Raw genomic sequence first — 15,050 nt, forward strand, 5'->3', positions numbered from 1 at the left:
GTGTTAATAAGATCTGTACTAAACAACAGTATGTGGGCAGTTTAGCAATCACAAGGGGTACAAGGTCGGAATATATCGAGGGTGCAGTAGTATGTTGTAAGTCGGATGCGTCTTTGAATGAAGGCGTCTTTGAGAATGTAGAACAACACCCCAACGTGAGTTAAGGATCGACGTAGTGCCTGAGATTTCGCGCGATGAAGTCGCCCACTTGGCCAAGCTGTCTCGTTTGGCGTTGACTGATGAAGAACTGGATCAATTTGCCGAGCAAATCGACGGAATTATCGGAAACGTGAGCGCAGTGCAGCAGGTAGCAGCAGAAGGCGTGGAGCCTATGAGCCACCCGCACTCTATTAAAACCACGATGCGTGAGGACGTCGTCGAACAGATCCTCACTCCAGAACAGGCGCTTGATCAAGCACCAGCCGTCGACCAGCAGCGCTTCGTTGTGCCACAGATTTTGGGGGAGCAAGATTAATGAGTAAATACCTCGTACCAGATTCCGGACTTACCTCCTTGTCCGCTGCCGAACTGGCAGAAAAAATCCACAGCCGCGAAGTAACCTCTAGTGAAGTTACCCAAGCACACTTGGACCGCATTAATGATGTTGATGGAACTCTCCATGCGTTCCTCCACGTAGGAGCTGAGGAAGCACTGGCTGCAGCAGATGCCGTCGATGCGTCCTTGGATAAGGGAGAAGCCCCAGCATCAGCACTTGCAGGTGTCCCACTAGCGTTGAAAGACGTCTTCGTTACTACCGACGCACCAACCACCTGTGCCTCCAAGATGCTCGAAGGCTATGTTGCTCCTTACGACGCCACCGTTACCAAGAAGATCCGCGAGGCGGGAATTCCTATCTTGGGTAAGACCAACATGGACGAGTTTGCCATGGGCTCTTCTACGGAAAACTCCGCTTATGGTCCAACTTTGAACCCATGGGATATCGAGCGCACCCCAGGCGGCTCCGGTGGCGGCACCTCAGCTGCACTTGCATCTGGCGAGGCGCCATTGGGTATCGGCACTGATACCGGTGGATCGATTCGCCAGCCAGCAGCCTTGACTAACACTGTGGGTGTCAAACCAACCTATGGCACGGTTTCTCGCTACGGCCTAGTGGCTTGTGCATCTTCGCTCGACCAAGGCGGCCCTACTGCACGTACCGTTTTGGATACAGCATTGCTGCACGAAGTCATTGCTGGTCACGATAAGTACGATGCAACCAGTGTTAATCGTGCGGTAGCTCCTGTGGTAGCAGCTGCACGCGAAGGTGCTCGCGGTGATCTTAAAGGCACCAAGATCGGTGTGGTCAAGCAATTTGATCGTGAAGGTTACCAGCCAGGCGTTTTGGAGCAGTTCCACAAGTCTGTTGAGCAGCTTACTGCTCAGGGGGCAGAAATCGTTGAGGTTGATTGCCCTCACTTTGATGACGCATTGGCAGCGTATTACTTGATTCTTCCATGTGAAGTTTCCTCCAACCTCGCGCGTTTCGACGGCATGCGTTACGGTTTGCGCGAGGGCGATGACGGTATGCACTCGGCGGAAGAAGTCATGTCCTTGTCTCGTGCGGCAGGTTTCGGCCCAGAGGTTAAGCGTCGTATCATCTTGGGCACTTATGCTTTGTCTGTTGGCTACTACGATGCGTATTACTTGCAGGCACAGCGAGTACGTACTCTTATTGCACAAGACTTCGCAGCGGCCTATGAGAAGTGCGATGTGTTGGTCTCCCCAACGACTCCAACCACTGCTTTCAAACTTGGCGAGAAGGTATCTGATCCATTGGCAATGTACAACTTTGACTTGTGCACCTTGCCGCTCAACCTTGCTGGTTTGTGCGGTATGTCCTTGCCATCTGGTTTGGCGCCTGATTCTCAGCTTCCAACTGGTTTGCAGATTATGGCTCCTGCCTTCCAAGATGATCGTCTTTACAAGGTAGGCGCGGCATTCGAGGCTGGTCAGAAGTAATTTTAGTATTTCGTAGCTAGGAGCTCTTAATACTTAACAAGGCAGCGCTCATAAAAACTGTGAGCGCTGCCTTGTGCTATTTCCGCTAACAATAATGAGTGTTAGAAGCGGTAGCACATAATGCTAAACCCAGCATCAGAGTGACGGATATGCTGGAACCCGAGCCATTCGTAGAGCTTTTTTGCGCGTGGATTTCCGTCGTCAACAGACAGTGACAGCCCAAGTGCACCAAGGGTTCGTGCAAGTTCAAGGGACTTATTGAGCAAAATACTGCCTACGCCCTTGCCTCGATAACGTGGTTCGACAGCGATAGCAACCTCGGGAATGTATTCGGATACGTAACCATAGCCATGGTCGTTGTTATTTCCCCAAACAAGCCATGCACCTCCGGCTGGGATCATTTTAGGTGACCAAGCAATGAGGCCGCCGTTGGTGGGATCCCATTGTTTGACGTAAAAACGGCAGTCCTCTAAGAAATCAGCCCCAATGTCGGCATGCTCATCACCGAAAACATCGGTAAGGAAATTGAGCCGAGCAATATACGTTCTATCGGATTCAGTTGTGGGCACTATTGTGAATTCTGAAGCTGACATGATGACAAGTCTACTATTTTTAGGTGTATTGTGTTTCCAGTCAATTGTGAAACTAGGAGGTAGACGTTGAGTACAGCAACTAAATCTGACACTCAGTATCCCACCATGCCGTTGCCAGAAAAAGAGGCATGGCCTGCACTAATTGCATTGTGTATTGGGTTTTTCATGATCCTTTTGGATCAAACCATTGTTGCTGTTGCTACTCCTGCGCTGCAAGCGGATCTTCATGCCTCCTACAACGAGGTTATCTGGCTGACATCGTCCTATTTACTGACTTTCGCTGTACCTTTGCTTATCACAGGGCGACTAGGGGATCGGTTCGGCCCCAAGAATATTTACATCATTGGCATGGTGATCTTTACGCTTAGTTCTCTTGCCTGTGGTTTTGCGCCAAATATGATGATGCTAATTAGTGCCCGTACGGTTCAGGGTATCGGTGCATCTATGTTGACGCCACAGACTATGAGCGTGATCAACCGTGTGTTTGCTTGCGAACGTCGTGGTGCGGCGCTAGGAATCTGGGGCAGTGTTGCCGGAATTGCTAGCCTTGCTGGCCCGATCTTAGGTGGGTTTATCACTGCTTGGGCCGGTTGGCAGTGGATCTTTTTCATCAACGTGCCTATCGGCGTTGTGTCTGTATTTGCTGTTGCCCGCTTTGTTCCGCGTTTTAAGCCAACTGAGCGCAGTATCGACGGTTTGAGCATGGTGCTTTCAGTCGTTTCTGTTTTTGCGTTGGTGTTTGCGTTGCAACAAGGTGAATCTGCTGGCTGGGCATGGTGGATTTGGGTTGTCATGGTTGTCGGCATTGCGGTGGGCGTACTGTTTGCGTACCAGCAAAATCGTGCAGAAGCCAAGGGAAAAGATGCGCTTATGCCACTTTCTCTTTTCCATGTACGAAACTTTTCTCTTGGAAACATTGGTATTGCTGCGATGGGCTTTACTATTGCTGGTACTCCGCTTCCGATCATGCTGTACCTTCAGCAGGTTCACTCCTTAACTCCGCTGCAGGCTGGTTTGTTTATGATGCCCCAAGCATTGATTTCGGCGTTTTTCTCCCCACTCATCGGCCACTGGTCTGATCATTATTCGACTAGCAAATTGGCAGGTTTTGGTTTTTCTACGATGGCTGTGGGGCTTGCTTTGATCGCAGCGGTCATGATTATTGATGTCAATCTGTGGTGGTTAGTTCCAGCGTTTATCGTTTATGGATTGGGTAATGCTTTTGTGTGGTCGCCAAACTCTACGTCGACCATGCGTGATTTGCCTATTCATCACATGGGCGTGGGATCTGGCGTATATAACACGACACGACAGATTGGTTCTGTGATTGGTTCTGCTGCGATCGGTGCAGTATTGCAGTGGCGCATTATGGCGGGGGATATGAGTGCTGCATATGGGCAGTCGATTATTCTCGGCGCGGTGGTGCTAGCGGTTGGATTTGTTTCTGCGATGTTGGCCCAAAATAAGCCACGCCGTTAGTCGTGTTTTTAAAAAGAAAGGCCTCACTATCGTTCTCAATGAGAGCTTGGTAGTGAGGCTTCCTGACTTGGCTCATTTTGGTGTGTTGTAGTTCATATTGACGTTTCTGCCTGTGGGGTTGGGTATCAGAGTGCGGGTTTTGTCTGACCTGACTTGGCTCAATTTAGTCAGACGGTTGGGGCAGCTTTTCGGTGAGTTCGCGGATGTCAGCGGGCAGGTCGGTTTGTGCATGGAGGGTCTGGCCTGCGATTTCGACGGTAAACGTCCGGTATTTCTTCAGGGTTCGCACTAATCGCTTCAACGACAGGCCCGTGGCTTGTTCCAACACGTGGCCTGTGGCCATCGCGGCCATCACAATGGTTAGGTGTGCGTGGATGGAGTCTTCTTTACGGTGATAAATCGGTCGGGCTTTCAGGTCTGATTTCGCCATTCGGAACGATTTCTCGATCGTGAACAGGCGCCGGTAGGCACCGATGACTTCCTGGGGTTTTAAGTCTGTGCGTGAGGTCTCGTATCCTTTAATCCCGGCCAGGGTTAGGTGCTTGTTGGCTAGGGTGTGGTTGACCTGCTTATTCGGGGCCTTGAGGTTGACGTATCGATTCCGCTTGACGGGTATCTTTCCGTCAACAGCACGCTGGGCTTTATCTAGTTGTTCGCCGATGCCGCGCCTTGTGCGCCGAGCCCTATCGTAGGAATACTGGTAATAGGTCACTGCCTGCGGTTTGCCGCTGGTGCGGCGTTTGTCGCTGTGGTGACGGTGGGTCCAGATGTGTCCGTCGTCGTAGTCGGTGTAGCTGCGCCCTTCCGCTGCATCTAGCCAGGCTTTAATTGGTTCTGGGATTTCGCGTTCTTTCGTGCCCAGAATGTAGTCCAACCCGGCATCGATAATCGCGGTCTTGTTGGCGGCTGAAAACATGCCAGCATCAGCAACAATCGTGATGTCGTCAAGGTGGTAGGCGTCTTTAAGACGCAGGATCATTGGCAACATGGTGTGCGTTTCCGCACGATTGCCTTCAAACGCGCCGATCGCCAAGGGCAAGCCGGTGGAGTCGGTGAGCATCCCGACAGTGATCTGGGGTTCGAGTCGGCGTTCTTTACTAAACCCGGGTTTGCGTAGCTCGTCGGGCACGTCAGTTTCAAAATACAAGGTTGTCACATCGTAGAGAACCATCACACCAGGACCAATGGCCGCGTGTGTGGCTAGCGCGTGGGTTATCTGGTCGCGGAAGTCTTTGTCGGCATACCGCGGAAGGTAGCGCTTTATAGTCGCGTATGAAGCCGAGGCCACGCCGACTTCTGCCAGAGTTTCAATGGAATCAAACTTGGAACCCGGCGAGATAATACGGGCTTGGACCAGGTTGAAAAACACCTCGTCCTTGCCGCTTGCCGTATCCAGGCCAAGGAGTTGGAAGGCCCCGCGAATCGCGTCTAGGAGAAGACCTGCGCGTTCACCGGATACCGTGACGGGATTATCAACCGTGCCTGTTCCAGACACAGCAACCGCAGAAGGCAACACTTTGAGGTCAAGTGAAATTTGCTCGCCATCGACAAGCCGCTGAGCCTTGACCATCAGCGCTGCGAGATCGTGGTCGGTATGGGCGGAGCCGACGTGTTCGATTTCAGGTTTGCGGTTGCGGTACCGCCAGATGATTTGAACAGCGGTCGCACCCGACGCCGTCGGGACCCGGCGGATACTCGGTGACATATTCAACAGCCTACCGGCACCCCCACCGCTACCCGCTTAGTCAGACAAAACCCGCACTCTGATACCCAACCCCACAGGCAGAAACGTCAATATGAACTACAACACACCAAAATGAGCCAAGTCAGGTCTCATCACTTCGCCGGTGGCTGGAGCGATTCCCAGAAGCAGGGTGATGAGTCGATTGACCTTGATGTCCTTCATGTCTGCTCCTCTTTGCTTCAGCCTTCGGTGCTTGGGTCAAGCCGATTCGCTTATTTGCCATTCCTTACCTTGGGCCCAAGTTTCGAGATTTCTAGAGCTAATAGGGAGGCGCTATTTAATTATTGTCACCGCTCATTCTTGCTCAGCTTTCTAATGTTTCTGGTTATTTAACTGTGCCTATTCATAACGGGTGTCGCGGTCTATGGGATGTAGTAGCATTTCCCACAATTGTCTTAATATGTGACATAGAACCTAGCCTGTGCCAATGAATGGACTGGCTAAAACCGTGACTATTTAAGGAGCAGAAAGTGGTGGCAAATCATTCAATCGTTATCGGCGCGGGCATGGTGGGTTTGTCCACCGCCTGGTTCCTGCGTAAAGCCGGACACGAGGTCACGGTCATTGACCGCGACGGCGTGGCAGCCGGCTCCTCGTGGGGCAACGCCGGTTGGTTGAGCCCAGGCAAGACCATCCCGCTGGCAAATCGTGAGCTGTGGCGCTACACCCCTCAGGCATTCCTCGACCCGAACGCAGCACTGCACGTGCCGCTGGTTCCGGACCCCAAGGTCGTGGACTTCGGTGTGCGTTTCATGGCGAACGCGAACCAGCGCGCCTGGGACCGCACCATGAAGGCGCTGACTCCCATCAACCTGACGGCGTTGGGCGCATACGACGAGCTCGTTGAGGGTGGCGTGGAATCCTGGACTAAGGACAGCCCATTTATCATCGCCTTCAAAAACGAGGCTGAGGCCGCCGGCTTCATCGAAGAGGTCGAAGGCGCCGTACGCCACGGCCAGGAAGTGCCTTTCGAGGAAATTTCCAATCCTCGCGACTTTGTCCCACACCTGTCTGACTCTGTGAACCTCGTATTCAAGCTGGGCAACCAGCGCTACTTTGAGCCGGGCCCCTTCTGCCACAAGCTTGCCGACGCCCTCCGCTCCCGCGGCGTCGAAATCCGCACCGGCGCTTCCGTGGTGGATGTCCAGTCCACCCGCAAGCCAGTAGTTGAGCTCTCCACGGGTGAGCGCCTGCAGGCGGACAACGTGGTTATCGCAACTGGTGCATGGCTGCCGAAGCTCGCTCGCCGCCTTGGCGTGCGTACCCGCGTACAAGCAGGCCGCGGCTACTCTTTCAGCGTCGACACCGGCGATAATTCCATCGACTATCCGGTCTACCTGCCAGCCCAGCGTCTTGCCTGCACCCCGTACCAGGGCCGTTTCCGCATCGCCGGAACCATGGAGTTCCGCGACGCGGATGCGCCATTCGATCCAAAGCGCGTGCAGTCCATGATCAAGCACGCGAGTGAGATGTTCACTGGCATCAATTTCGATGACCGCCAGGACGAATGGGTGGGCAGCCGTCCAGTCACCCCAGACGGCCTGCCCCTCATCGGCGCAACCAAGGCACCGAACGTTTACGTCTCCGGCGGCCATGGCATGTGGGGCGTTGTCCTCGGCCCAGCTTCCGGCCGCGCCCTCGCTCACCTCATCGAGACGGGCGAGACGCTGCCGGAGATAAGGGATTTTGATCCGTTGCGTTAGTAGGCAAGTTGCCATCGACTTCACCGCGCAAGCTTCGGTGTTCTTTGACATTGCTCCGGAAGTTAGATCTTAATCTGACAAATCATGCGACTGCTGTCATGACAGCCGTTCCGGAAGACACGAGGACTGAGCTTGAGTAGGGCACCATCTTATCCGGCAAACTCAGCGGAGGAGACTCGCCTGCGCCAATTTAGAAGTGTGTGCGAGGTGTGAAGAGGGATGCACCTTTCAACAACTAGACGGAAACCCAGGTCCTCTGAGGAGCTGTTTGTATGATGGATAAGTAGTTGTTGTCATTGGACGCAAACCTTAGAAGACTGCAGTGTAGGGGAGATTGTCATCATGCGTAAGGACCGTGTCACTCAGGGCGTTGATCGTATAATGCAAGCTATTGCTGACAAAGAATTCGAGCTAGGACAAGCGATTCCGGGTGAAGCGAAGCTAGCGGAGTTTCTTGACGTTTCGCGCCCAACAATGCGTGAGGTCGTCCGCACACTTGCAGATCGTGGAGTGCTGGAAGTAGTCCATGGCCGAGGTACTTTCGTTGCTCCGCTTGATCATTGGAGCGATGTGCGCAGCCGCGTCGACTTCATTTCTCGAACATTATCTCCCGGTGAAGTTGGTTTCCACCTCACCGAGGTGCGTCGAATGATCGAAGTTGGTTCTTGCGGTCATGCAGCAGCGCGCGCTGAGGATAGTGATTTAGATCGAATGCAGACGGCACTTGATGCTTATGACGCGGCCTTGGAAGCTCATGATGTCGCTGGCATAGCGAAATCTGACGTTGAATTCCACAATGCAGTTTTTGAAGCCACCAAGAACCCTGTCGTTACTGCGCTTATGATCCCTCTCGAGGGGGAGCTGGCGGCATCACGCCTGCGGACAAGCGCAGTATCGGAGGTCGCCGAACGTGCGCAAGAACATCATCGCCGAATTTATTCTGCAATCAAGGCAAGTGATGAAGAAGGAGCAAAGAACGCGATGCGCGCGCATATGGCGCAGACTTTTGATGATTTGCAGCGGTTCGTGGGAGAATATTAACCCATTTGGGGGCCACCATTGGCCGTTTGCAAGAGGAACGTTTGTAACGACAATCGGCTGTTTACGTAGTGTTTCACCGTACTTAACCCTTTGATGCAGCGGGGTTGGCGGGGGTGAAAAACGGAAAAGTCCTTCCCTGCGCCTGCCACGAGCATTAGTCTTAATCTCAAGTCCTCAGAGGTCTAAGCACTAAGGAGTTAGAGTGACCATCCAATCACTTGCGGAGATTACAGCAGACTACGCATCAGGCGTCGAGGTTTCTGCAGATGAGGTACGTGAAGCCGTGGATGCTGCCCCGCATCAAGTGTTGATTATCTTGGATGATGATCCAACTGGTACGCAATCCGTTGCGGGCTTACCGGTATTGACGCGCTGGACTGAAGCTGATCTTGCATGGGCATTTGAGCAAAATGCACCAGCCATTTACGTCATGACCAATTCTCGTTCATTGGCACCAGTCGACGCGGAGGCTATCAATAGGGAAGTCGCTGATGCTGCTTTCGCGGCTGCCGATGCTCGTGGCATTAGTATCTCATTCGTTTCACGCAGCGATTCGACATTGCGTGGGCACTACCTGCTTGAGCCAGATACCCTCGCCGACAAAGTTGAAGCTCATGGTGCGACCGTCGATGGGTTCGTTATTGTCCCGGCTTTCGGAGATGCTGGTCGTATTACGGTCGGTTCAACTCATTACGCGGGGAGTGCTGCAGAAGGCTTCAAGCCGGTGGGCGAGACCGAGTTTGCGGAAGACGCGACCTTCGGTTATACCAACTCCCGCCTCCCTGAGTGGATTGAAGAGAAGACTAGCGGTGCAGTGAAAGCAACCCAAGTACTACGTCTTGATTTGAACGTGATCCGCGCCGGTGCTGACGCAATCGCTGAGGTTCTTGTCCAAGCAAACGATCGCCAGCCTGTCGTCCCAGACATTGTGACGGAGGATGATTTACGACTGCTCTCGCTCGGGCTCATCAAAGCAGAGGCGCAAGGGAAGCACTTCATTTACCGCGTCGGCCCTCCTTTTGTCCGAGCTCGAATTGGTCAGGATGTTCCGGCCCCGTTGACCCCGGCACGGATAGAAGCAGCACGACATTCCTCCACGCAAGGAGAATTTGCAGAGGGCGGACTCATCGTGGTGGGGTCTCACGTGCCAACGACGACACGACAGCTTCATCAACTTCTCGAGAGGAACAATCCTGCCGTGGTCGAGCTCGACGTTCGCCGTGTCTTGAGTGACGGGAGCGAAGTCTATCTCGCAGAGCTTGTTGATACCGTCACTGCCAAGCTGGCCGCTGGAAACGTTGTGTTTCATACCTCCCGTGAACTGGTTAAGGGCGAAGATGGCGACGAATCGCTCGCCATCGCCCGTGCCGTCTCTGCTGCCTTAGTCGGCACCGTAAATCAAGTCGTTCACCGAGTTACTCCACGCTTCGTTATCGCCAAAGGCGGAATCACCTCATCGGATGTGGCTTCCAAGGGACTCGAAATGACTCGTGCGATAGTCATCGGACCAATGCAACCCGGCATCATCTCACTCTGGACCACCCAGGAAGGTCCGGCGACCGGTGTCCCGTACATTGTCTTCGCAGGCAATGTCGGAACAGATACGTCGCTTGCTGAGGTCGTGGACACGTTGTCTGCGAGTACTTCCAGTTAGTCTTTCGATGCTCTAACTGGGTCTCTACGCAAATAAGCAATTATCTCAACACTTTTTAGGAGAATACAATGTCTTTCACTGTTACTGTCGTCGGCATGGGAGCTATGGGACTTCCTATGGCCACGAATCTTGCCAAGAGTTTCACGGTTCGAGGCGTCGACATCGCTCAACCGCGTCTGGAGCTCGCTAAGGCCGCCGGTATCGAGACCTATACAAACGCTTCAGATGCCGCCGAGGGCGCGGATGTCGTTCTTCTCGCCGTCCGAAACGAAGCACAGCTTCATGATGCCCTCTTCGGTGACGGAGATATTGCTTCCCACATGACCCCGGGTGCTGTAGTGCTGTTGACTTCTACAGTCGGTATCGAAGCTGTCGAAAATGCCGCAAAAAGGCTAAAAGAAATCGGCCTGAACATCGTGGATGCTCCGGTTTCTGGTGGTCCAGTCCGCGCAGGAGAAGGCGACTTGCTGGTGACAGCTGGCGCAGAACCTACCGTCGTAGAACAGATTCGTCCGGTACTGGAAGAGATGGCTTCTAACTTGGTCATCGTTGGAGATGCCCCAGGTAAAGGGCAGGCGCTAAAGACTGTCAATCAGCTCTTGTGTGGCGTACACATAGCTGCTGCAGGAGAGGCTCTAGCTCTCGCGGACCGTTTGGGGCTTGACCCAGCCGCGGCACTTGATGCATTGATGAGCGGCGCTGCTTCCTCGTTCATGCTCGGCGATCGTGGCCAGCGAATGCTGGAGGCTTATGACGGTGACGGGGCTGAGGTGAAGAGTCGCCTGGATATTTTTGTTAAGGACATGGGTATTGTGACTGCTGCAGCCAAGAAGGCGGGAATTGGTGTGCCGCTTGCGGCAGCTGCTGAACAGCAGTACCTCGCTGGCCTTGTCCGTGGACAAGGTGCTATGGATGATTCCTCAATTATCCGTATCGTGGCTCCGGCCAAGGCACAGGACGCATAACCGTGACGGGCATGGCGCTCCTAGGACTCGGCGTCGTAGCAGTCGCGGTCCTTCTATTGCTCGTGATTTGGCTACGGGTACCGGCCTTCGTGGCTTTAATCGGTGTATCTATCGCCACCGCTTTGTGCTCCGGTATCCCTTTAGGAGACGCGGTTTCCACCGTTACCGACGGTGTCGGAAAACGCTTGGATCAGTAATTGTCGTGGTCGGCCTTGGTGCCATGCTCGGCAAGATGATAGAGGTATCCGGTGGTGCGGAGGCGGTTGCTCAATACTTTACGACTCGTCTTGGTCCCGCAAAAGTCGCCGGCGCGGTGACGCTTGCTGCGTTCATCCTAGGCATCCCCGTATTTTTCGACGTTGGATTCATTATTCTCGCGCCGATAATATTTGGATTTTCGGCGGTAGCCAAGCAAAATCCTCTCAAGATCGGTCTGCCGGTTGCTGGCGCGTTGTTAACTGTCCATGTCACGCTTCCACCGCACCCGGGACCAGTCGCGGTAGCTGGGGTCTTAGACTCGGATGTGGGCATGATGCTTACGTTTGGTTTGCCCATCGCGGCAATCACTACTGCGATCGGTTTCTTTGCAGCCAAGCTACTGAAAGTTGAGAAGATTGAGCGCGACAAGTCTCCTGTCGAGCTCGAGGACATGGGCCCGACTGGAGTGGCACCGTCGCCGTTTCTCATCCTCGGTCTGATCCTACTTCCGATTGTTCTGATCATGGTGGGAACTACCGGTGCGATGCTGACAAAAGAAGGTACGACGGTGAATGCTTTCGTAAGCTTCATTGGCAGCTCTCCGGTCGCGCTCCTGATAGCTGTGATCGTTGCGTGGTTCTTCATCGGTCGCCAGCAGCATTGGAACCTCGAACGGGGAGCCAGCGTTATGGATTCAGCGCTTCCGGCAGTGGCGGTCATTATTTTTGTCACTGGTGCTGGCGGTGGCTTCGCCAACGTTCTCGTGGAATCCGGTATTGGAAAAGTTCTATCAGACATCCTTGTGAACGCACATATGCCGTTGATTCTCATGGCGTTCTTGCTCTCGCTGGCACTTCGCGCGTCACAAGGATCCGCTACGGTAGCGATGCTTACAACGGCGGGTTTGATTAATCAGCCGATTATTGATGCCGGTCTTAGCACTGCTCAGACTTCGTTGGTCATGTTGACAATCGGTTTTGGTGCTCTTGGTCTATCGCACATCAATGACTCTGGTTTCTGGATTGTTACCAAGTACTTGGGGATGTCAGTGAAACAGGGGCTTAAGTCGTGGACACTTCTTTCGACTGTATTCGGAGTAACCGGATTCCTTCTGACGTGGGGCGTTTACGCCATCGTTTAAGAAACCGGTAGATGCCTTTTACCTTTCGACGTCTACGACGAGGTGGTCGACGGCGGTGTCGACTCGTGGATGGACGAGGAAGCCCGTTCATCATCGACTTCAAATACGAGCTGGAGGCCGAGGGCTTTGTCCATGAGGCCGAAGGCGCCGTTCGCAACGGCTAGGGCACACCCTTCGAGGAAATCTCACAGACCGGCGCGAGTGACTGGGACATATTTATACCCAACCAAGTCACCGCAGAGTCCCTCATTAACCGGATCATGCACCCGTCAATGAACTAAGTCAGGGCGGCCACGGCATGTGGGGCGTCGTCCTCGGCCCAGCCTCCGGCCGCGCACTGGCCCACCTCATCGAGACAGGGGAGACCCTGCCGGAGATTGAGGACTTTGACCCGCTGCGCTAGTCGAAGATGAGCTTCATCGTCTTTGAACCGAAAGGGGCGTCGTAGGAATCTTCCAACGGCGCGCCTAGGCCTGACCCCCGACGTGTCCACTTTTCGGGGGTCAGGCCCGTTCAAGCGAGAGCATGTAGCAGCCCGGAGTCGACATTGGTTGGGAATGTGTCGAAAGCGCCAGCTCTCGGCACGCCTGACGTGGGCCTGCGAAAACGCCAGTGCGTAGTCCCTGTGTGTGCCAAGATGGACACACATCACAGTCGTGTGCGAAGGGAAAAGAGTACGCCGTGTCAGCATTGAGTGAAATCCTGCGCAGACTCAACAGCTCGGTGACCATCCCTGATCATTTGCTCGCGCCCTTGCAGGAGGACGAGCTTTCGGCGCTGCGCATGCTGGAAAACACCATCGATTCCAACCGCACGTGGCGCGTTATGTCGACGAAGATTTTGGAAGTCTCGCAAATGCTCAATGCGGGTCGCGCGTCGAATGACGTGCTTGACGCCATCGTGCGCCATGCGCGCTCTATCATTGGCGCGCACATTGGGTACATCAGTCTTAACGATGACGAGTCGGGGTTTACCAATATCCTTGCTACGGCTGGCGTTGTGACAGAGGACTTTCGGAATATTCGCATGCCCATCGGCACTGGCATCTTGGGCATTGTGGCGGCCACGAATCGTCCCGCCTGGACATATGATCACGCCGAGGATCCGGAGGTCAGTCACGTCGATTACGTGGATGAGGCGGTGGAAGCCGAAGGCATTCGAGGCATTTTGGGCGCGCCCATTCGTATCAGTGGCAAAACCGTGGGCGCGTTGCTCGTCGGCGACCGCCACCCGCGCCATTACACGCGCGATGAAATCATGGCTATCGAGCTCCTCGGCGCGATGACGGCGGTGGCGCTCGATACCGCGCGCGTCATCGAGTCCCAGGGCGAGTCTGTCGCGAAGCTCAGCCGTTCGCAGTTGGAACTGCGCACCCACGTCGAGGAATTGCACAAGCTTGCTGATGCCGACTCCCGGCTGCTCGCAGTTCTCATCGGCGATGCACGGTTCGAGGAACTTGCGGAGGTGCTTACCGAGTTCTTGGGTGTGCAGGTCGAGTTGTGGCTAGAAGAATCATCCACCTTCGTGGGCGATGGCACGCGCGACGAGTGGGCGGATGCCATCGCCGCGGCACGCAAGCACAACAACACGTGGAGCGTGGATAATCGCAGCGTGCTTCCGGTCGAGTTCCGTGGGCGTTTCCTTGGGGCGATCTGCGTGCCCAAAGATATTAACGACGTGGAGCTGCGCGTCGTGGGGCATGCCTCCGCGGCTTTCGCCGCCATCGCTCTCTTCAACGAGGCGCTGGTCGATGCCACCGCGCGCAAGGTTGATGACCTTGTTTACTCCGTCGCAGTGGGCACCGCCGGAAACGAAGAGGCGTTGCGTCTCAAACGGCTGGCAGGCATCGACCTCGCGCAACCAGAGTCGCTGTATTTTCTCGGCGTCAACTGCGCCGACCCGGCACTGTCCCGGATGCGTCTGGATGGGCTGCTCGATGGGGCATCGGCAGTCACGCGTCATGAGCAGCATTACTGCGTGCTCTTTCAACCGGATAGGGATGTCGCAACGTCCGTGCGTCGGCTCGTCGCGGAGTCGTCCGCGCCCGTCTTCGTGGCGGCCGCACCCGTTGCCGGTGTGACGGAGGCACACGAGGCACACGATTCGGCGATGGCGTACCTCGATGCTGCGATTACATTGGGGATGAGCGGCGAGCTCGTCACCGAAGAAACGCTCGGTGCCGTGGGGCTCATCCTGGGAGCGGACCCGAGTGCACTGGCGACGCTCGTACGGCGTAGTGTGGGCGCGCTTGTTGAGTACGACGCTGCGCATGACACGGAGCTCGAGGCGACGGCCTACCAGTTCTTCTTGAGCGGACACAGCATTCCCGGAACCGCACGCGAGTTGTATCTCCACGTTAATACCGTGCGCCAGCGCCTCGAGCGCATTAGCCGTGTTCTTGGTGAGGATTGGGCAACAGGGGAGCGAAGCCTCGACACCCAGCTTGCGCTCCGGATTCGTGCGCTAGCGCGAGGCCGCAGCCACACGGATGTGTAGATTTACACACCCACCACACTGAATGGTGGATTATTCTCCTAGGGAAACCTCTGGTGTCCTTTTGGATTCTGACTAGA

11 protein-coding genes and 2 pseudogenes are annotated in these 15,050 nt (G+C 54.7%); 11 read left to right on the forward strand and 2 right to left on the reverse strand.

Translation table 11 applies throughout. The annotated features are described in order from the left end of the window. Window positions 1-175 precede the first annotated feature (175 nt). Both gatC and gatA read left to right on the forward strand, forming a co-directional pair. Window positions 176-475 (forward strand): Asp-tRNA(Asn)/Glu-tRNA(Gln) amidotransferase subunit GatC, encoded by a 300-nt coding sequence (gene gatC / locus ABMV07_RS05940; protein WP_088268215.1) that lies wholly within the window; start codon window positions 176-178, stop codon window positions 473-475. Further along, window positions 475-1,959, forward strand: coding sequence for an Asp-tRNA(Asn)/Glu-tRNA(Gln) amidotransferase subunit GatA (gene gatA, locus ABMV07_RS05945; protein WP_197690345.1), 1,485 nt, complete (start codon window positions 475-477; stop codon window positions 1,957-1,959). Before gatC ends, gatA begins: the two co-directional genes overlap by 1 nt. Before the next feature lie 101 nt (window positions 1,960-2,060). Here the strand turns inward: gatA and ABMV07_RS05950 are convergent, their stop codons facing one another. After that, window positions 2,061-2,552 (reverse strand): GNAT family N-acetyltransferase, encoded by a 492-nt coding sequence (locus ABMV07_RS05950; RefSeq protein ID WP_088268211.1) that lies wholly within the window; start codon window positions 2,550-2,552, stop codon window positions 2,061-2,063. 105 nt (window positions 2,553-2,657) lie between these two features. On the opposite strand from ABMV07_RS05950, the gene ABMV07_RS05955 reads away from it, so the two are divergent. After that, window positions 2,658-4,031: a DHA2 family efflux MFS transporter permease subunit gene (locus ABMV07_RS05955; RefSeq protein ID WP_088268231.1), complete on the forward strand. Its 1,374-nt coding sequence runs from the start codon at window positions 2,658-2,660 to the stop codon at window positions 4,029-4,031. Between the two features lie 163 nt (window positions 4,032-4,194). Here the strand turns inward: ABMV07_RS05955 and ABMV07_RS05960 are convergent, their stop codons facing one another. Beyond that, the gene (locus ABMV07_RS05960; RefSeq protein WP_374064146.1) at window positions 4,195-5,736 is read right to left on the reverse strand and encodes an IS1634 family transposase; all 1,542 of its coding nucleotides are present in this window, start codon (window positions 5,734-5,736) and stop codon (window positions 4,195-4,197) included. A gap of 545 nt (window positions 5,737-6,281) precedes the next feature. Here ABMV07_RS05960 and ABMV07_RS05965 point away from each other — a divergent pair. The 8 genes and pseudogenes from ABMV07_RS05965 to ABMV07_RS06000 all read left to right on the forward strand — a co-directional run bounded on the left by ABMV07_RS05965 (window position 6,282) and on the right by ABMV07_RS06000 (window position 14,973). Then, window positions 6,282-7,478, forward strand: coding sequence for an FAD-binding oxidoreductase (locus tag ABMV07_RS05965; RefSeq protein ID WP_199327879.1), 1,197 nt, complete (start codon window positions 6,282-6,284; stop codon window positions 7,476-7,478). A 342-nt stretch (window positions 7,479-7,820) separates the two neighbouring features. After that, window positions 7,821-8,519, forward strand: coding sequence for a FadR/GntR family transcriptional regulator (locus ABMV07_RS05970; RefSeq protein ID WP_049063023.1), 699 nt, complete (start codon window positions 7,821-7,823; stop codon window positions 8,517-8,519). Window positions 8,520-8,721: 202 nt separating this feature from the next. Then, a complete protein-coding gene (locus ABMV07_RS05975) occupies window positions 8,722-10,173 on the forward strand; it encodes a four-carbon acid sugar kinase family protein (RefSeq protein WP_374064969.1) in 1,452 nt (483 codons plus the stop codon). 68 nt (window positions 10,174-10,241) lie between these two features. Next, window positions 10,242-11,138: an NAD(P)-dependent oxidoreductase gene (locus tag ABMV07_RS05980; RefSeq protein WP_196978001.1), complete on the forward strand. Its 897-nt coding sequence runs from the start codon at window positions 10,242-10,244 to the stop codon at window positions 11,136-11,138. 2 nt (window positions 11,139-11,140) lie between these two features. Next, a pseudogene (locus tag ABMV07_RS05985) lies at window positions 11,141-12,477 on the forward strand (GntP family transporter). A gap of 11 nt (window positions 12,478-12,488) precedes the next feature. Further along, window positions 12,489-12,641 (forward strand): hypothetical protein, encoded by a 153-nt coding sequence (locus ABMV07_RS05990; RefSeq protein ID WP_196978002.1) that lies wholly within the window; start codon window positions 12,489-12,491, stop codon window positions 12,639-12,641. Window positions 12,642-12,763: 122 nt separating this feature from the next. Further along, window positions 12,764-12,880, forward strand: a pseudogene (locus ABMV07_RS05995) (FAD-binding oxidoreductase); the annotation flags it as partial. Between the two features lie 209 nt (window positions 12,881-13,089). After that, window positions 13,090-14,973, forward strand: a complete 1,884-nt coding sequence (locus tag ABMV07_RS06000; RefSeq protein WP_327785911.1) for a helix-turn-helix domain-containing protein — start codon at window positions 13,090-13,092, stop codon at window positions 14,971-14,973. Window positions 14,974-15,050 lie beyond the last annotated feature (77 nt).

This window comes from Corynebacterium belfantii (assembly GCF_041898185.1).
GTDB lineage: Bacteria > Actinomycetota > Actinomycetes > Mycobacteriales > Mycobacteriaceae > Corynebacterium > Corynebacterium belfantii.

Bases quoted from the DNA above. Each gene is read 5' to 3' on its own strand.
- gatA (WP_197690345.1), top strand. From the start codon at position 475: ATGAGTAAATACCTCGTACCAGATTCCGGACTTACCTCCTTGTCCGCT.
- ABMV07_RS05950 (WP_088268211.1), bottom strand. From the start codon at position 2,552: ATGTCAGCTTCAGAATTCACAATAGTGCCCACAACTGAATCCGATAGA.
- ABMV07_RS05955 (WP_088268231.1), top strand. From the start codon at position 2,658: ATGCCGTTGCCAGAAAAAGAGGCATGGCCTGCACTAATTGCATTGTGT.
- ABMV07_RS05960 (WP_374064146.1), bottom strand. From the start codon at position 5,736: ATGTCACCGAGTATCCGCCGGGTCCCGACGGCGTCGGGTGCGACCGCT.
- ABMV07_RS05965 (WP_199327879.1), top strand. From the start codon at position 6,282: ATGGTGGGTTTGTCCACCGCCTGGTTCCTGCGTAAAGCCGGACACGAG.
- ABMV07_RS05970 (WP_049063023.1), top strand. From the start codon at position 7,821: ATGCGTAAGGACCGTGTCACTCAGGGCGTTGATCGTATAATGCAAGCT.
- ABMV07_RS05980 (WP_196978001.1), top strand. From the start codon at position 10,242: ATGTCTTTCACTGTTACTGTCGTCGGCATGGGAGCTATGGGACTTCCT.
- ABMV07_RS05990 (WP_196978002.1), top strand. From the start codon at position 12,489: ATGCCTTTTACCTTTCGACGTCTACGACGAGGTGGTCGACGGCGGTGT.